Genomic DNA, 17,642 nt, shown 5'->3' with positions numbered 1-17,642 from the left:
TAGGGTCTGCACGCATGGGAGAGCAGGACATGCCTACCGGTCCGGCGCACGTGGCCGCCGACGACACGGTGAAGCACCCGCAGCACGGACCGGGCAACGGCCCCGCCCACACGGGCAAACGGCGCCTGGGCGTCATGGGCGGAACGTTCGACCCGATCCACCACGGGCACCTCGTGGCGGCCAGTGAGGTCGCCGCGCAGTTCCACCTGGACGAGGTGGTGTTCGTCCCCACCGGCCAGCCGTGGCAGAAGTCCCACCGCAAGGTCTCCCTGGCCGAGGACCGCTACCTGATGACGGTCATCGCGACCGCGGAGAACCCCCAGTTCTCCGTAAGCCGCATCGACATCGACCGCGGCGGCCCCACCTACACCGTCGACACCCTGCGCGACCTGCGCGCGCTCAACCCCGACACCGACCTCTTCTTCATCACCGGCGCCGACGCCCTCGCCCAGCTGCTGACCTGGCGCGACTCGGAGGAACTGTTCTCCCTCGCGCACTTCATCGGCGTCACCCGCCCCGGCCACAACCTCACCGACCCGGGCCTGCCGGAAGGCGGGGTCTCGCTCGTCGAGGTGCCCGCCCTCGCCATCTCGTCCACAGACTGCCGTGCGAGAGTCGCCAAGGGAGACCCCATCTGGTACATGGTGCCGGACGGAGTCGTGCGCTACATCGACAAGCGCGAGCTGTACCGCGGCGAGTGAGCCGAGAGGGGCACCGGTGAACGACCGATACGACGCGGGCGACGCGGGCTACGGCGGCGGACCGTACGAAGTCGTCGGCTACGACGAGTACGGCCGGCCCGTGTACGGGCAGGTCCCGGCAGAGCAGGCTCCGCACTCCTCCCAGCAGGCGGCCTACGACCCGTACGCCCAGCAGCAGGGCTACGGCTACGACCCCTACGCCACCGGCGGGCAGCCGCAGGCGCCCTCCTACGGCTCGTTCCCACAGCCGCAGGCCTACGACCCCTACGGCACCCAGGCCCCGTACGACCCGTACGCCACGGGCAGCCAGGAGACCACGGGATACGACCCCTACGGGCAGGCGGCGAGCAGCGGACAGCAGCCCCGGGTCGCCGAGCAGACCGCCTACATCCCGCAGCAGGCCGGCCCCGCGGAGAACACCCACGTCCCGGAGAACACCTACGTCCCGGACAACACCCACGTCCCGCAGGACTCCCGGACGCCGGGGGACGACGATTCCGCCACGGACGAACCGGACTACCGCACCGAGCAGTTCGCCTTCGTAGAGGAGCCCGATGGCGACTCCGAGGACGTCATCGACTGGCTGAAGTTCACCGAGAACCGCACCGAGCGCCGCGAGGAGGCCCGCCGCCGCGCCCGCAGCCGCGTCATCGCCCTTCTCGTCGTCCTCGCCCTCGTCGCGGTCGGCGGTGTCGGCTACCTCTGGTTCGCCGGGAAACTGCCCGGCCTGTCCTCGTCCGGCGGCAAGACCGGCACCGCCACACCGGTCACCGCCCAGAAACGCGACGTGATCGTCGTCCACCTGCACAACACCGGCAAGAGCGGCACCTCCACGGCGCTGCTGGTCGACAACACCACCACCAAGCAGGGCACCACGGTCCTGCTGCCCAACTCCCTCGCGCTGACCGACGACGACGGCTCCACCACGACCCTCGCCAAGTCCGTCGACGACGACGGCGCCTCCGGCACCCGCGACCAGCTCGACACGGTCCTCGGCACCAGCATCCAGGGCACCTGGCGCCTCGACACCCCCTACCTGCAGAACCTCGTCGAACTCGTCGGCAACATCGAGATCGACACCGACACCGACGTGCCCGACCCGAGCACCAAGAAGAAGGGCACCGCCCCGCTCGTCCACAAGGGCAAGGGCCAGACCCTCAGCGGCAAGATGGCCGTCGCCTACGCCACCTACCGCGCCGCCGGCGAGTCCCAGAACGCGCAGCTCGAGCGGTTCGGCCAGGTCATGCAGGGCGTGCTGCGCAAGATGTCCTCCGACCCGTCGTCCGCCACCACGACCGTGCAGACCCTCGCGCAGATCCTCGACCCGCCGCTCACCGACAAGGACCTCGGCGGCTTCCTCGCCAAGCTCGCCGACCTCGCCAAGAGCGGCGACTACAGGACCGCCCTGCTGCCCGTGCGGTCCGACGGCACGCTCACCGCGCAGACCAGCGACAGCGTGGTGAAGGACATCCTCGGCGGCACCGCCAAGAGCCCCGACGCCGGCTCCTCGGTCCGGGTCTCGGTCCAGAACGCCACCGGTGTGAAGGACGACACGGAGAAGGCCCGCGTGGTCCTCCTCAACGGCGGCTTCACCTTCCTGGAGGGCGGCACCGCCTCCGGCACCCAGGCCGCCTCGAAGGTGCTGTACGGGGACGCCGCCGACAAGGCGAACGCCGCCGAGGTCGCGAAGACCCTGGGGCTGCCCGCCGGCTCCGTGGCCAAGGGAAGCGTCTCCTCCGGCGCCGACGTCTCGGTGATCCTCGGCGGCGACTACAAACCGTCCTCCTCCTGACTCCGGGCGCCTCCGGACGGGAGCGCGAGAGGGGGCACCCCACGTGATGCCGTAATCACGTGGGGGGCGCCGGGCGGTCCGTGAGACCCTAGATGACAAAAGACCGCCGACGGAAAGCCATGTAGTGACCGCCACCGACCGTTCCCTTGAGCTCATCCACACCGCCGCCCAGGCGGCGGCCGACAAGCTCGCCCACGACGTCATCGCCTACGACGTGAGCGACGTGCTGTCGATCACGGACGCCTTCCTGCTGGCGTCCGCGCCGAACGACCGCCAGGTCAAGGCCATCGTCGACGAGATCGAGGAGCGCCTCCTGAAGGACCTCGGGGCCAAGCCGGTCCGCCGCGAGGGCGACCGGGAGTCCCGCTGGATCCTGCTCGACTACGTCGACATCGTCGTCCACGTCCAGCACAGCGAGGAGCGCGTCTTCTACGCCCTGGAGCGGCTGTGGAAGGACTGCCCCGAGCTGGAGCTGCCCGCCGACGCCAAGGCCACCCGCGGCAAGGCGGAGGAGCACGCCAGGGCGCAGGCCGCCGAGGCCGACCAGGAACCGGGCGGGGCTTGGTGATGAGCGCCAGCGGCGAGGTGACCGACCGCAAAAGCCGGGGCCGCCGCATCATCCTGTGGCGGCACGGCCAGACCGCCTGGAACGTGGAGCGCCGCTTCCAGGGCACCACGGACGTCGAGCTGACCGAGACGGGCATCGGGCAGGCCCGTCGCGCCGCCCGGCTGCTCGCCTCCCTGCGGCCCGACGCGATCGTCTCGTCCGACCTGCAGCGGGCCGCGCACACGGCCGCCGAGCTGGCCGCCCTCACCGCCCTCGAAGTCACCCACGACGAGGGGCTGCGCGAGACCTACGCGGGCGTCTGGCAGGGGCTGACGCACGAGGAGATCATCGCCCGCCACGGTGAGGAGTACGCCGCCTGGAAGCGCGGCGAGGCGGTCCGCCGCGGCGGCGGCGAACTGGAGACCGAGGTCGCCGACCGAGCCGCCCCCGTCGTGCTGCGGCACGCCGAGAAGCTGCCCCAGGACGGCACGCTCGTCGTCGTCAGCCACGGCGGCACCATCCGCACCACGATCGGCCGGCTCCTCGGCCTGGAGGCCCGGCACTGGGAGAGCTTCGGCGGGCTCTCCAACTGCTGCTGGTCCGTGCTCGGCGAGGGCGCCCGCGGCTGGCGCCTGCTGGAGCACAACGCGGGCACCCTCCCGGAGCCCGTCCTCGGCGACGACGACTGACCGTCCCGAGCCCCCCGGCCCCGGATTTCACTTTCCGGCAGGTCACAGGCTAAAGTTCTTCTTGTTCGCCCCGCCGAGCGGGAAGAACGCAAGGGGCTATAGCTCAGTTGGTAGAGCGCCTGCATGGCATGCAGGAGGTCAGGAGTTCAATTCTCCTTAGCTCCACTGATCGGCACTCTGTTGAGTTGTCAAAGATCGGTTGATGAGGATCCCGTCCCCGCAGGGGGCGGGATTTTCTGCGTTCCGCTGCCGTCAGGTGTTCAGGGCCGGCGGCCACAGCCGCTCTCTCCGCTCCCGCAGCGCCGCGGTCTTCGCCCGCGTCTCCTCGTCCTCCGGCGTGTAGACCACGATCCGGCACTCGGGCATCCCGTCGATGGACAGCGACTGCGAGGTCATCCGCATCTCGCCCACCGCCGCGTGGCGGAACACCTTCACCCGGGGGCCGGGAGTCACCACCTCACCGCTCGCCCACAGCTCGGCGAACCAGGGGCTCGCCGCCGACAGCCCGCGTATGTACTCCTCCCACGGCTGCTCGCCCACGTGTCTGCCGTAGGCCGACCGCAGCGTCGCCACCATCAGCGGCAGCTCCTTCTCCCGGTGCACCAGCGGACTGAGCGGGTCCGGCAGCGTGAACAGCGTCCACAGCACGTTCGGCACACCGGTCGCGAGGGTCTCGGGGACCAGGAAGAGGCCCCGGTAGGCCGCGTTGGTGGCCAGGACGTCGTACCGCGCGTTGTAGACCGTCGCCGGCATCGGGTCGAGGGCGTCGATGATGCCCTGCACCTCCGGGCTGATCCGCCGGGTCAGCCCCTCGGGGTCCGGCTCGAACGGCACCTCCGCGAGCCGGTACAGGTGCTCCCGCTCCGGCGGGTCGAGCCGCAGCGTCCGCGCGACCGCGTCCAGCACCTGCGGCGAGGCGTTGATCGGCCGGCCCTGCTCCAGCCACGTGTACCAGGTCACGCCCACGCCCGAGAGCTGGGCGACCTCCTCCCGGCGCAGCCCGGGAGTGCGCCGCCGCAGGCCCGGCGGCATCCCCACGTCGGCCGGTGTGACCCGGGCCCGCCTGCCGCGCAGGAAGGCCGCCAGTTCGGGCCTGCGCCGCTGTGTCCTCGTCCCCATCGTCATCCCCCGTCGTCCCCGTCTCATCGTCGGCGCCCGGAACCGCTCCTGCCAGGTGCCGGCAGTACCAGCATCGGCAGGCACTCGGCACCGGTACCGGCCCGTCGTCACGCTCGACGCCATGACGACGACATCCCGTACCGGTCCGGGCGCCGGGCCCGTCCCGAACCATGCACTCAGTGAAACACCCGCCACTGACAGTGACGCCCCGGGCGTCGGGCGGGCCGCCTCACCCATCACGGACAGTGAAGCACCCGCCACTGACAACCGGCCCCGGCTGCTGCTCGGCGTGCTGCTGGCCGCCCTGTTCATGGCGGCCCTCGACGTCTTCATCGTGAACGTCGCCGCCCCCACGATCGGTTCCGAACTGCACGCATCCGGCGCCGACCTGCAACTGGTCATCGCCGGCTACACCATCACGTACTCCGTGCTCCTGGTCACCGGCGCCCGGCTCGGCGACCGGCTCGGCCACGGCCGGGTCCACGTCGCCGGACTGGCCCTGTTCACCGCGGCGTCGCTCGCCTGCGGACTGGCGCGGGGCTCGACCGAGCTGATCGTGTTCCGGCTGGTGCAGGGCGCCGGCTCGGCGCTGATGATCCCGCAGGTGCTCAGCCTCATCCAGCGCACCTTCACCGGCGAGGCCCGGGCCCGGGCGCTCGGCGCCTACTCGGCGGTCCTGGCCGTCGGCGCGGCGGCCGGGCAGGTCGCCGGCGGGCTGCTGGTCAGCGCCGACCTGTTCGGCATGGGCTGGCGACCGGTGTTCCTGGTCAACGTGCCGGTGGGCGCGCTGCTGCTCGTGCTGGGCCGGCGGGTCCTGCCGCTGGGCCGGGCCGGCGGGCGCGAGCGGGTCCGGGCGCTCGACCTGCCGGGACTGGTCCTGCTCGGCGCCGCCGTGTCGCTGCTGACGGTGCCGCTGGTGCTCGGGCAGGAGGAGGACTGGCCGCTGTGGTCCTGGCTGTCGCTGGCCGCGGCCGCCGTGCTGTTCACCCTGTTCTGCGGCCACGAATTCCGGCTGGCCCGGCGCGGCGGCGCCCCGCTCCTCACGCCCCGGGTGCTGCGGCATCCCGGCATCGGTCTCGCCGTCGTCCGCGTCCTCGCCGTGATGTCGGTCAACGCCGGCTTCCTGTTCGCGCTGACCCTGCACGTCCAGGGCGGCCTCGGCCACAGCCCCCTGCGGGCCGGACTGGGTTTCGCGCCGACCGCGGCCGTCTTCGGCGCCGTCAGCCTGACCTGGCGGAAGTGGCCGGCCGCCTGGCAGCGGGCCCTCGTGCCGGCCGGGTTCGCGCTCACCGCGGTGTCCGTCGCCGTCGTCGGGCTCGCCTTCCGCGGCGGCGGTGACGGGGGAGCGGTCCTGTACGCGGGGTACGTGGGCACGGGTGCCGGGCTGGCGCTGGCCTTCAGCCCGACGCTCACCGGGGCCCTGGCCACCGTGCGGCCCGAGGACGCGGCGGACGCCAGCGGTCTGCTGGCGACGGTCGCGCAACTCGGTCAGCTGATCGGCGTCGCGGCCTTCGGCACGCTGTTCCTGAACCGGCTTGAGTCGTTCGGGGCGCTGCGCCCGTATCCCTCGGCGGAGGCGTTCTCGGTCTGCGCCTGGGCGCTGGCCGCGACGGCCGCGGCGGGAGCCGTGTCCGGACTGGTACTGAGGCGTCGCTGACCGTATCGGTCCGGTCGTGGCAGAATCAAACGGCCGGAAGGGGGCGCGGCCCGACGGGAGGGAGTAGCGATGCCTGCGAGCATCCTTGAGGAGGGCGGCCACCTCCTCGGTGCGGCGTTAATACGGGACACGACCACCCGGCTGAGCTGCCCTTCCTGCGGTTCCGCGCATGTGGCGCAGGTTCTCGGCGACAACGGCGGAATTTCCTACGTGTGCACGGCCTGCGGCCACAGCTGGAGCTGATCGATGGGTGCACACAGGCGAAAGTGCGACTGGTGCGGGAGCGGTACCCCGATCGTGCGGGACATGGAGCCGATCAATCCCGATTACCAGTACTGGTGCGAGGAATGCGCGCGGGCACTGATCATAAAAGGCGACCCGATCGAGACGTACCGGGAGCTGGAGGGCGAGCCGATCTACGGCCGCCTCCTGGAGGAGCACTGCACGCTCAAGCGGTTCTACCAGTTCGTCACGGCTTGACGCGGACCTCGCCCGGCCCGGCCTTCGGCAACGATGTCCGGGCCAGCGCGAGGAACACCGCGCCCGCGCCCGCGTAGACGGCCGACAGCGCCAACTGCGCGGCCGACTGGTGCAGTTCCGGCCGCCCGGCCCCGTGCGGCACCCACCACGGGGCGTAGGAGCAGAACACCAGCACGGCGCCCAGGGCCGCCGCCCGCTGCCCGCGCGTCCACAGCAGCAGCGCCAGCGGCACGCACCACACCCAGTGGTGGGTCCAGGAGACCGGGCTGATCAGCAGGGCGGTGACCGCGCAGACGCACACCGCCCAGGCCCGCTGCCCCCGCAACTCCGCCCGGACGGCCACCGCGAGGCCCAGGACGGCCACCACAGCCGCACAGGCCGTCCAGAGCGCTCCCGGCTCGGGCGTGTGCAGAAGGCGCGCCAGGACGCCGCGCAGGGCCTGATTGGCGGTGTCCTCGGCGCGCCCGACCCGGCTCGCGCGGAACAGCGCCTGCGTCCAGAACCGCCGGGAGTCGTACGGCAGGACGGCCGCCGCCAGCAGCGTCGCCCCGGCGAACGCGACGGCCGCCCCGCGCGCGTGCCGCAGCCACGGCTCGCCCTGACCGCCCCTCAGGCGGGCCACCACGCCCGTGGCCAGCAGGAACAGGGGGAACAGCGCGGGTGTCAGCTTGACCGCGGCGGCCAGCCCGAGGCCCATGCCCGTCCAGCGGTCGAACCCGCCGGCGGGGCGGCGGGTCAGGTCCCACAGCACCAGGACGGCCAGCAGCAGGTTGATCTGGCCGTAGCGCACCGTCGTCCACACCGGCTCGCACCACACGGCGGACGCCGCGACCCACCACACGGTCTCCACGCGCGCGTGGCCGACGAGTTTCAGCGACAGCCGGACGAAGAGCACCAGCAGCGCGAGGTTCCCGGCCGTCGCCAGTTCCCGCAGCAGCGCGGTGTCCAGCAGGGGCAGCGGCGTGAACAGCAGGGCCGCGAAGGGCGGGTAGGTGGTGGGCAGGCGCGCGGCTGTCGCGCGCAGCGCGTACAGGTCGCCGCCGGCGCGCACCGTGGCGCCCTCCGCGCGGTAGACCATCAGATCGATCATGGACACGTGCGCGGCCCGCTGAGCGGCCCAGAAGGCCGCGAAGGACACCAGGCACACGCCCAGCGCGACGGGGACCCCGCGCTGGGCTGAAGGCGACGCGATCATGGCCATGAAAACCGACATTAGCGGGCGAATCGGTGCGGAGCAGAAACCGATTTTGTGCTGCGCCCTCCTCCCTGTAATGTTTACGTCGTCGCCGGGGGAACCGGGCGAAACAACAGAACAAGGGGCTATAGCTCAGTTGGTAGAGCGCCTGCATGGCATGCAGGAGGTCAGGAGTTCAATTCTCCTTAGCTCCACAGAAGTCGAAGGCGGACCATCCTGACGGATGGTCCGCCTTCGGCGTGTTGCGACACCGCGACCGGGCGAAGGGGGTGGACCACCCGTTACGGTGACCCGCCCCCTTCGCGTGTGCTCAGCGGCCGAGCGCGCGCCGGCCGCGGCCCTGGGAGAGGACCGGCAGGTTGCGCGACGGCGCCTGCCCGCGCGTGTCCTCCTCGATGCGCAGGGCCAGTGCCGGGCAGCGGCGCACCGCGCGCAGTGCCTTGGCCTCCGCGTAGCGCGGCACCTGCGCCTGGGCCACCGTCGGGAAGCCGTCGGCGCCGAGCTCGAACACCTCCGGCAGGATGTCCGCGCACAGCCCGTGACCCCGGCAGAGCGTCCAGTCGACGTAGATCTTCTGGCGGCTGGCGCCGGTCTCCGCGGGCTCTCCGCCGCCCGGCACGCCCGTGGGGGCCCTGCCCCCCTCGAAGAGCGGCAGCACGCCCTCCACGGGCCGTCCGCAGCCGTTCCCGAGGACGTGCGCGGCCAGGTCGTCGGTGAACGCCTTGATGGTCGACTCCAGGAACATCGCAGAGCCGTCCGGGTGCGAACAGGCACCGCGCCGCTTCACGTTCTTCGCGACCTGCTTCAGCGCCTCCAGGGCGGCCGGCCCGCCGCCGTTCAGGATGTCCTCCAGCCCGCGCGCGGCGGCGGGCAGTCCCAGGTAGCAGGGCCCGCACTGGCCCGCGCTCTCCTCGGCCAGCCACTGCGCGACCCGCAGCGACTCGCCCAGCGGGCACGTCTCCTGGCTGATCGGCAGGATCGCGCCCGCGCCCAGCGAACCGCCCACCGCGTCCAGCGAGTTGCGGGAGACGATCGCCTCGTTGACGGTCGCCGCGTCGATCCACTTGCCGTGGTAGCCGCCGGTCAGCACGCCCTGCGGCACCGGCGGGGCGCCGGCCAGTTGCAGCACGTAGCGCAGCGGCACGCCCGTGGGCACCTCGATCACCATGGGGCGGGCCACCGCGCCGGACACCGTGAGCATCACGGTGCCCGGTTCGTCGTACAGACCGGTGTTGCCGTAGCGCTCCGGGCCGATGCGGGCCGCGATGGCCAGCTGCGCGAACGTCTCCGCGTTCGACAGCAGCGTGGGCGCGCCGCCGACGCCGTTCTGCGAGGCGCTGACCTTGCGGCCGGGCGGGATCGCCGGCCCGCCGTCGACGGAGCGGATCAGCGAGGCGGCGGCGCCGGTGACCATGCGCACCGGATTGCGCTGCACCCACGCGCGCAGCGCCGATCTGCGGCTGTTGCTCAGTCCCCGTTCGGCGAGCGCCGCCTCCATGGAGCGCTGCGTGGACTCCCGGGTGACGCCGATGACGAGCGTGCGCGCGCCGAGCGCCTCGGCGCACAGCAGCGCGCCGTCGAGGATGAGGTGCGGCGCGCGGTTGATCAGCACCGTGTCCTTGCGGCAGGCCGGCTCGTCCTCGCTGCCGTTGACCACGACGACCGGCCGCACCCCGCGCTTGATCGCTGCCTCGGCGACCGAGCGCAGTTTCTTGTGGAAGGGGAAGCCGGCGCCGCCGCGGCCCTTGAGGTTGATGCGTTCGGCGAGCTGGGCGAGCTGTTCGCCGCCCAGCGGGTCGAGCGGCCCGTGCACCTTCAGGTGCATGGCCAGATCGAGCCGCTCCACAAGGTCGAAGCCCGACGTGAGCTGGGGAAGCCCGACCACGCGGACTTCGGGGACGTCGGGCAGGGCCTCGTTCACTTAAAGCCTCCGGAAGGCGTGTTCCAGGGTTCGCCCGAGCCCGGTGTCTCGTAGGACGAGCCGGGCAGCGTTTCGGTGGCGGGACCGCTGTTGAACGTGTCACCCGGGTTGTACGCGCCGTAGAGGCCGTTTGTCTCACCGGTGTCGTACACGTCACTTCCGCCGTATCCCGGTGTGCCCGGATTGCCGTAGACCGGGATGGTGTATCCGGTGTCCTGGAGCGGGTCGTACGCGGACGGCGGGGCCTCGCCGACCGGCGGCGGGGACGGGATCGGCCAGCTGCCCGAGGTGCTGGAGGGGCCGTCCACGCGCGGGACGGCCTCCGTGGGCCGCAGGTCCACCGGCACGTCCATGCGGGCGGTCTGGTCGGCCGGGTACGGCTGCTGGGGGCGGCCGGGCGCGGAGACCGTGCGGTAGGCCGCCGCGAAGCCGGGGCCGGGCTCGCCGGCGGGGGCGGCCGGGGTCTGGTAGAGCGGGGACGTCACCGTGTCGGCGGAGGCCATGCGCGGCTCGCGCCGGCTCTCGAAGCCGGGCAGTGCCGACTCGGCCACCCGCGAGCGGCTCGCGTCCAGCTCGTCGAGCCCGGGCCGCTCCGAGCTGCCGAACAGGGCCACCAGCCGGTCGGCGACCTTCCGCTTGACCGGGCGCGGCGCGGCGCGCAGCGCGAGGGCGCCCATCACGCCGAGCAGGGAGAGGCTGTAGAGGATCACGAAGACCGGCTTGGCCGAGCGACCCGCGTAGAGGCCGTGGACGAGCGCGGCGCACCAGGCCGGGTAGGCCAGCATGTGCATGGCCCGCCAGCGGGCGGCGACCGGGGCAGGGGTGGCGAAATTGCTGCGCAGGGCGCCGGTGATGCCCACGAAGATCATCAGCAGGCCCGCGAGCGAGCCCAGTCCGATCAGGCCGGCGATTCCGGTGACGCCGAGCGAGAACGGAATGATCGCGGCGATCAGCTTGGTGTGGCCGAGCGCGATCTTCGTGGTGATGTGCAGCAACAGGAACGCGATCGAGGCGACCGCGGTCGTCCGGTGCACCGCCTGGCCGATGATCCGCTGCCGCGTGTTCAGGAAGATCCGGTCCTGGGCGAACAGGCCCCAGATCACCGAGCAGCTCAGCGAGACGAGGGACAGCACGCCCGCGCCGAAGTTCAGGAACTCGCGGAACTGGCTGCCTCCGACCAGCACGACCACGGGTATGAGCAGCAGGACGACAGCGGACGCCACCCCATAGGCCGAGCGGCCCGGTTTGGGGAGCGAACTGGTACTACGACGAGGGTTCATGGGGGCAACTCCGAGCAGTTTCGGGAAAGCGGTCCCGCTGCCGCACTCTAAGTGGCGCCATACCGATCAGTACGGGATTTGAGTTATTGCGTTGTTATCAACGGATCATGCGACTGAGGGGAGGTGTCCCATAGGGGACGTTACGCGAAGTAATCATTGACCTTCGTTCAGTTCCGGCGGGCTTCGTGACATGTCCACCAGGGATACGGAAGCGCCTCGCGGCTTGCTCAAGGGCTGCGGTACCCTAACGCCATGCGTGCCGTACGCCTTCTGCTTAGCGGGCCGCGCTGATCAGTACCGACCCCGGTCCACCCGTGAGGTCGGCATCGGCGCGGCGTCCCCTCCTGTGCGAGGGGTTTTTTCGTTTCTTTGGATGTCACGCCCGCAGGCAGAGACGATCGATGGAGCTTTGAGGATCATGAGCGAGACGAACCCCGCTGCCACCGCCGCGTCGGCGGAGGCCGCGCCGCACCGCTACACGGCCGCCATGGCAGCCGAGATCGAGGCACGCTGGCAGGACTTCTGGGACGCGGACGGCACCTACGCGGCGGCGAACCCCACGGGCGACCTGGCGGGAGATCCGGAGCTGGTCGCCAAGCCCAAGAAGTTCATCATGGACATGTTCCCGTACCCCTCCGGTGCGGGTCTGCACGTCGGCCACCCGCTGGGCTACATCGCCACCGACGTCTACGCCCGGTTCCAGCGCATGACCGGCCACAACGTCCTGCACACCCTGGGCTTCGACGCCTTCGGCCTGCCCGCCGAGCAGCACGCCGTCACGACCGGCGAGCACCCGCGGATCACCACCGAGGCCGCCATCAGCAACATGAAGTCCCAGCTGCGCCGGCTGGGCCTGGGCCACGACAAGCGCCGGTCGTTCGCCACGATCGACCCGGACTACTACAAGTGGACCCAGTGGATCTTCCTGCAGATCTTCAACTCCTGGTACGACGAGGAGGCGCGCAAGGCCCGCCCGATCTCCGAGCTGATCGCACAGTTCGAGTCCGGTGAGCGCGCGATCCCGGGCACCACGCGCGCGTGGAACGAGCTGACCGACACCGAGCGCGCCGACGTCCTGGGCGAGTACCGGCTGGCCTACGCCTCCGACGCGCCGGTCAACTGGTGCCCGGGCCTGGGCACCGTGCTGGCCAACGAGGAGGTCACCGCCGACGGCCGCTCCGAGCGCGGCAACTTCCCGGTCTTCAAGGCCAAGCTGCGCCAGTGGAACATGCGCATCACCGCCTACGCCGACCGGCTGCTGGAGGACCTGGAGGAGCTGGACTGGCCCGAGGCCATCAAGCTGCAGCAGCGCAACTGGATCGGCCGCAGCGAGGGCGCCCGCGTCGACTTCCCGATCGACGGCGAGCGCATCACCGTCTTCACCACCCGCCCGGACACCCTGTTCGGCGCGACCTACATGGTGCTGGCGCCCGAGCACCCGCTGGTCGAGAAGTTCACCCCCGAGGCGTGGCCCGAGGGCACGCACGAGGTGTGGACCGGCGGCCACGCCACCCCGGCCGAGGCCGTCGCCGCCTACCGCGCGCAGGCCGCCTCGAAGTCCGACGTCGAGCGGCAGGCCGAAGCCAAGGACAAGACGGGCGTCTTCACCGGCGCGTACGCGACCAACCCGGTCAACGGCGAGCAGGTCCCGGTCTTCATCGCCGACTACGTCCTGATGGGCTACGGCACCGGCGCGATCATGGCCGTGCCCGCGCACGACAGCCGCGACTTCGCCTTCGCGCGCGCCTTCGAGCTGCCGATCCGCTGCGTGGTCGAGCCGACCGACGACCGCGGCACCGACGCGTCCACCTGGGACGACGCCTTCGTCTCCTACGACGCGAAGATCGTCAACTCCGACAGCGACGACGTGCGGCTGAACGGCCTGGGCGTGGCCGAGGCCAAGGCGCGCATCACCGCGTGGCTGGAGCGCGAGGGCATCGGCGAGGGCACCGTCAACTTCCGGCTGCGCGACTGGCTGTTCAGCCGCCAGCGCTACTGGGGCGAGCCCTTCCCGATCGTCTACGACGAGGACGGCGTCGCCCACGCGCTGCCCGAGTCGATGCTGCCGCTGGAGCTGCCCGAGATCGAGGACTACAGCCCGCGCACCTTCGACCCGGACGACGCCGACACCAAGCCCGAGACGCCGCTGTCGCGCAACGAGGAATGGGTCAACGTCACCCTGGACCTGGGCGACGGCCCCAGGAAGTACCGCCGCGAGACCAACACCATGCCCAACTGGGCCGGTTCCTGCTGGTACGAGTTCCGCTACCTGGACCCGCACAACGACCGGAAGCTGGTCGACCCGGAGATCGAGCGGTACTGGATGGGCCCGCGCGAGGGCCGGCCGCACGGCGGTGTCGACCTGTACGTCGGCGGCGCCGAGCACGCCGTGCTGCACCTGCTGTACGCGCGCTTCTGGTCCAAGGTGCTGTACGACCTGGGGCACGTCTCCTCCGCGGAGCCGTTCCACAAGTTGTTCAACCAGGGCATGATCCAGGCCTACGTCTACCGTGACAGCCGTGGCATCGCGGTGCCGGCCGCCGAGGTGGAGGAGCGCGACGGCGCCTACTACTACCAGGGCGAGAAGGTCAGCCGGCTGCTGGGCAAGATGGGCAAGTCCCTGAAGAACGCGGTGACCCCGGACGAGATCGCCGCCGAGTACGGCGCCGACACGCTGCGCCTGTACGAGATGGCCATGGGCCCGCTGGACGTCTCCCGGCCGTGGGACACGCGCGCGGTGGTCGGCCAGTTCCGGCTGCTGCAGCGGCTGTGGCGCAACGTCGTCGACGAGAACACCGGCGAGGTCACCGTCACCGACGCCGAGCCCGACGAGGAGACCCTGCGCGCCCTGCACAAGGCGATCGACGGCGTGCGCCAGGACCTGGAGGGCCTGCGCTTCAACACCGCCATCGCCAAGGTCACCGAGCTGAACAACCACCTGACCAAGGCCGGCACCGCCGTGCCGCGGTCCGTGGCGGAGCCGCTGGTGCTGATGGTCGCCCCGCTGGCCCCGCACATCGCCGAGGAGCTGTGGCGCAAGCTGGGCCACACCGACTCGGTCGTCCACCGGGACTTCCCGGTGGCCGACCCGGCATACGTCGTGGACGAGACCGTGACCTGCGTCGTGCAGATCAAGGGCAAGGTCAAGGCCCGGCTGGAGGTGCCGCCCACCATCTCCGAGGAGGAGCTGGAGAAGGTCGCGCTGGCCGACGAGAAGGTCGTCGCGGCGCTGGACGGCGCGGGCATCCGCAAGGTGATCGTGCGGGCGCCGAAGCTGGTCAACATCGTGCCGGCGTAACCACCGGGGTCATATCACCGGCTCGGGGTAGTCCCCTACGGGCAGGTTCGGGGTTCTTCCGGAACTCCGCACCTGCCCGCTGCGTTTACCGTGGAGAGCACAGCGGCTCATGCCGTGCCGACCGGAGGAGGAGCGCCATGGAAGTCGTGCTGACCGTGTTCGCCCTGCTCTTCCTGCTGTTCGTCGCCCTCGGCGCGTACGCCACGGTCAAGGCGGTCGGCGCCGCCAAGCGCGGCGTGGACCGGACCATCGCACAGGCCCGCCGCACCGTCGAGGACCACACCCTGCGCGCCAAGTCCTTCGCGCAGCCCGGAGCCGCCGGGGAGATCGCCCAGCTGCGGCTCGCGCTGCGCACGTCCATGCGCGCCACACAGGACGCGCTGCACGCGGGCGTGGCCGAGGACGAGTCGCTGAAGGAGTCCCTCGGCCTCTTCGAACGGCTCAGCGCGCACGGACACGAGCTGGACGCCGACCTCAAGCGTCTGGAGTCCGAGCCGGACCGGGCCACGCTCACCGCGCACCTGCCCGAACTGCGCAGCCGCACCGAGCGGATCACCAAGTCCGCGGACTCCCTGCGCTGGGCCGTCCGCGACCGGGCCCGCCGCTTCGCCGACGACGATCTGGGCACCCTCAGCGCGCAGATCCACGTCGAAGCGGACGCCCTGCGCCACTGGACGCGCGCCGAGCCCGGCCAGGCGCCCCCGCCGTGGCCCGAAGCGCCCGCCACGGCCGACGGCCGGACCACCGAACAGACCTGGCCTCAGGCGCCCGGGGCCCCCGCGGCCGAGGGGCCGGCTCCCGAGGCGATCGCCCCGCCGTCATGGCGCCCCACCGCCCGCTGGCAGAAGAAACCCCGCCCCGAAAGCACCACATGAGCGACCCGGACCCGGCCCGCGGGACAGGGGCCGGGCTGCCGAGTGAGCACTACGCCAGGTAACCTCCAGCTCATGTCCCGCCATGTCGCGATCGTTACCGATTCAACGGCCTACCTGCCGCCCCGGGCGATGGAGCGTCACGGCATCACCGCGGTCCCGCTGACCGTGGTTCTCGGCGACCAGGCCCTGGAAGAGGGCACCGAGATCTCGACCCGCTCCCTGGCCCAGTCACTGCAGAGGCGACGCCCCGTCACCACCTCCCGCCCCAGCCCCCAGGTGTTCGCGGAGACCTACCGCAAGGTCGCCGAGTCCGGCGCGTGCGGCATCGTCTCCCTGCACCTGTCCGCCGAACTGTCCGGCACCTACGACGCGGCGGTCCTCGCGGCGCGCGAGGCACCGGTGCCCGTGCGGGTGGTGGACACCGGAATGGTCGCGATGGCGCTCGGCTTCTGCGCACTCGCCGCGGCCCAGGCGGCGGAAGCGGGCGGCACGGTGGACGAAGCCGTCACGGCCGCCGAGAAGCGCGCCGACGGCACGTCCGCCTTCTTCTACGTCGACACCCTCGACTATCTGCGCCGCGGCGGCCGTATCGGTGCCGCGCAGGCACTGCTGGGCTCCGCGCTCGCCGTCAAACCCCTGCTCCAGCTGGACGGCGGCCGCATCGACCTGCTCGAGAAGGTCCGTACGGCGTCCCGGGCGATCGCGCGCCTGGAGGAGCTGGCCGCCGAGCGGGCGGGCGGCGCCGAGGTCGACATCGCCGTCCACCATCTCGCAGCCCCCGACCGTGCCGCCGCGCTCGCCGACCGGCTGCGGGCGCGCATCCCGGGCCTGGCCGACCTGCACGTCAGCGAGGTCGGAGCGGTCATCGGGGCGCACACCGGACCCGGGCTGCTGGGCGCGGTCGTCTCGCCCCGCTGACAGGGGCGGCGATCGGGACGGCGATTTCCGGGTACGGCCTGTTCCGCCGATGTGAGGGCCGGCCGGCTTCACCCGTGTGAGTGACGCAGTTTTCCACAACGTGGCGGTCGTCCACGGGAAATCACCAAGATCATCGCGATCGGGCGGAATGCCCCATCCTCGTCGCATGACACTTCGATCGCGTTCACGCACAGCAACCGCGACCAGCGGCCCCGGCCGTGACCCCGCCTCCGACGGCCGGGTCCGGCAGCGCCGCTCCACCGGCCGCCGCCCTGCCCACCGTCGCCCGTCCGCACCGGCGGAGGAACTGCGCCGCCGAGCGGAACTCCTCTTCGGCGAACGGGACGTGCAGTGGCGGGAGTCGGGGAACGCGCCGCCGGTCCCGGACGGCACCGCGGACACACCGACGGCGACGGTGACCGGCCTGGCACCCGGCCTGAGCGCGCGTTCGGGCTCCAGGCGGACGGTGACAGCGGTCACGTCGGTGTCCGGCGGCATCCGGGAGCGGGCAGCGACTGTCGCCGAGCCTGAGCCGGACGGTGCGATGCGGTCGCCCGAGCTTGAGCCGGTGCCGGTGCCGGTGCCGGTGCAGGAGCCCGAGCCGGTACCGAAGGGGCTCGGGGCCCCGGGCTGGCGGGAGCGGGCCGGGCTGGCGCTGCGCGAGCGGATGCCGGTCTGGCTCCAGACCCGGTACGGGGTGGAGCGGCGGGGAGCCGTGGCGCTCGCCGTGGTGCTCGTGGCCGCCGCTGTCTTCGCCGTGCAGCACTACTGGGCGGGCCGGCCCCAGCAGGTGAGCGCCCCTCAGGTGGTCCGTGCCCAGGCGCCTTTCGCGAAGAAGGGTGAGGGAGCGACCGCCGGTCCGGCGGTGAGCGCGTCGGCGACACCGGGCGCGGAGATCGTCGTGGACATCAGCGGCAAGGTCCGTGAGCCGGGGATCCGCCGGCTGCCGGCCGGCGCCCGGGTGGCCGACGCGCTGCGGGCGGCGGGCGGGGTCCGGCCGGGCGTGAGCACGGAAGGACTGAACCGCGCCCGCTTCCTCGTCGACGGCGAACAGGTCGTCGTCGGCGCCCCCGCTGGGGCCGCCGCTCCGCCCGCCCCGGCAGGAGGGCCGTTCACCGGATCCACCGGCACGGGGCCGCCGGCACCGGTCTCCCTGAACACGGCCACGGT

14 protein-coding genes and 2 tRNA genes are annotated in these 17,642 nt (G+C 71.9%); 12 read left to right on the top strand and 4 right to left on the bottom strand.

Features of this window, described 5'->3' with window-relative positions:
- Positions 1-14 precede the first annotated feature (14 nt).
- The 5 genes from nadD to AB0947_RS39940 all read left to right on the top strand — a co-directional run bounded on the left by nadD (position 15) and on the right by AB0947_RS39940 (position 3,894).
- A complete protein-coding gene (gene nadD / locus AB0947_RS39960; protein ID WP_366755296.1) occupies positions 15-701 on the top strand; it encodes a nicotinate-nucleotide adenylyltransferase in 687 nt (228 codons plus the stop codon).
- A 16-nt stretch (positions 702-717) separates the two neighbouring features.
- Entirely contained in the window at positions 718-2,493 is a 1,776-nt protein-coding gene (locus tag AB0947_RS39955; RefSeq protein ID WP_366755295.1) for a LytR C-terminal domain-containing protein, read from the top strand.
- Positions 2,494-2,617: 124 nt separating this feature from the next.
- The gene (gene rsfS, locus AB0947_RS39950) at positions 2,618-3,061 is read left to right on the top strand and encodes a ribosome silencing factor (protein ID WP_366755294.1); all 444 of its coding nucleotides are present in this window, start codon (positions 2,618-2,620) and stop codon (positions 3,059-3,061) included.
- On the top strand, positions 3,061-3,729 hold the full coding sequence (locus AB0947_RS39945) for a histidine phosphatase family protein (RefSeq protein ID WP_366755293.1): 669 nt from the start codon (positions 3,061-3,063) through the stop codon (positions 3,727-3,729). The genes rsfS and AB0947_RS39945 overlap by 1 nt, the downstream gene beginning before the upstream one ends.
- A 92-nt stretch (positions 3,730-3,821) precedes the next feature.
- Positions 3,822-3,894, top strand: a tRNA-Ala gene (locus tag AB0947_RS39940).
- An 87-nt stretch (positions 3,895-3,981) separates the two neighbouring features.
- Here AB0947_RS39940 and AB0947_RS39935 read toward each other — a convergent pair.
- The gene (locus AB0947_RS39935) at positions 3,982-4,848 is read right to left on the bottom strand and encodes a helix-turn-helix transcriptional regulator (RefSeq protein WP_366755292.1); all 867 of its coding nucleotides are present in this window, start codon (positions 4,846-4,848) and stop codon (positions 3,982-3,984) included.
- Between the two features lie 292 nt (positions 4,849-5,140).
- Here AB0947_RS39935 and AB0947_RS39930 point away from each other — a divergent pair, with 292 nt between their 5' ends.
- Both AB0947_RS39930 and AB0947_RS39925 read left to right on the top strand, forming a co-directional pair.
- Positions 5,141-6,505, top strand: a complete 1,365-nt coding sequence (locus AB0947_RS39930; protein WP_366755311.1) for an MFS transporter — start codon at positions 5,141-5,143, stop codon at positions 6,503-6,505.
- A 246-nt stretch (positions 6,506-6,751) separates the two neighbouring features.
- Positions 6,752-6,985: a hypothetical protein gene (locus tag AB0947_RS39925; protein ID WP_030653820.1), complete on the top strand. Its 234-nt coding sequence runs from the start codon at positions 6,752-6,754 to the stop codon at positions 6,983-6,985.
- On the opposite strand, the gene AB0947_RS39920 is transcribed toward AB0947_RS39925, so the two are convergent.
- Positions 6,975-8,186 (bottom strand): glycosyltransferase 87 family protein, encoded by a 1,212-nt coding sequence (locus tag AB0947_RS39920; RefSeq protein WP_366755291.1) that lies wholly within the window; start codon positions 8,184-8,186, stop codon positions 6,975-6,977. The genes AB0947_RS39925 and AB0947_RS39920 overlap by 11 nt on opposite strands.
- A 115-nt stretch (positions 8,187-8,301) precedes the next feature.
- On the opposite strand from AB0947_RS39920, the gene AB0947_RS39915 reads away from it, so the two are divergent.
- Positions 8,302-8,374, top strand: a tRNA-Ala gene (locus tag AB0947_RS39915).
- A 116-nt stretch (positions 8,375-8,490) separates the two neighbouring features.
- Here the strand turns inward: AB0947_RS39915 and AB0947_RS39910 are convergent.
- The gene (locus tag AB0947_RS39910) at positions 8,491-10,101 is read right to left on the bottom strand and encodes an NADH-ubiquinone oxidoreductase-F iron-sulfur binding region domain-containing protein (RefSeq protein ID WP_366755290.1); all 1,611 of its coding nucleotides are present in this window, start codon (positions 10,099-10,101) and stop codon (positions 8,491-8,493) included.
- Complete coding sequence (locus AB0947_RS39905; protein WP_366755289.1) at positions 10,098-11,381, bottom strand: cytochrome b/b6 domain-containing protein; 1,284 nt, start codon at positions 11,379-11,381, stop codon at positions 10,098-10,100. The genes AB0947_RS39910 and AB0947_RS39905 overlap by 4 nt, the downstream gene beginning before the upstream one ends.
- 418 nt (positions 11,382-11,799) lie before the next feature.
- Here AB0947_RS39905 and leuS point away from each other — a divergent pair, with 418 nt between their 5' ends.
- From leuS to AB0947_RS39885, 4 genes are all read left to right on the top strand, one after another.
- Positions 11,800-14,679, top strand: a complete 2,880-nt coding sequence (gene leuS, locus AB0947_RS39900; RefSeq protein WP_366755288.1) for a leucine--tRNA ligase — start codon at positions 11,800-11,802, stop codon at positions 14,677-14,679.
- Positions 14,680-14,816: 137 nt separating this feature from the next.
- Entirely contained in the window at positions 14,817-15,554 is a 738-nt protein-coding gene (locus AB0947_RS39895) for a hypothetical protein (RefSeq protein WP_366755287.1), read from the top strand.
- A 72-nt stretch (positions 15,555-15,626) separates the two neighbouring features.
- Positions 15,627-16,472 (top strand): DegV family protein, encoded by an 846-nt coding sequence (locus tag AB0947_RS39890; protein WP_366755286.1) that lies wholly within the window; start codon positions 15,627-15,629, stop codon positions 16,470-16,472.
- A gap of 166 nt (positions 16,473-16,638) precedes the next feature.
- On the top strand, positions 16,639-17,642 hold a 1,004-nt coding region (locus AB0947_RS39885; protein ID WP_366755285.1), incomplete at its 3' end, for an SLBB domain-containing protein.

The sequence above is a fragment of the Streptomyces sp. NPDC047841 genome (assembly GCF_040704085.1).
GTDB lineage: Bacteria > Actinomycetota > Actinomycetes > Streptomycetales > Streptomycetaceae > Streptomyces > Streptomyces argyrophylli.
Note: the sequence above shows the minus strand (reverse complement) of the source record. Positions and strands in the feature narration are given on the sequence as shown.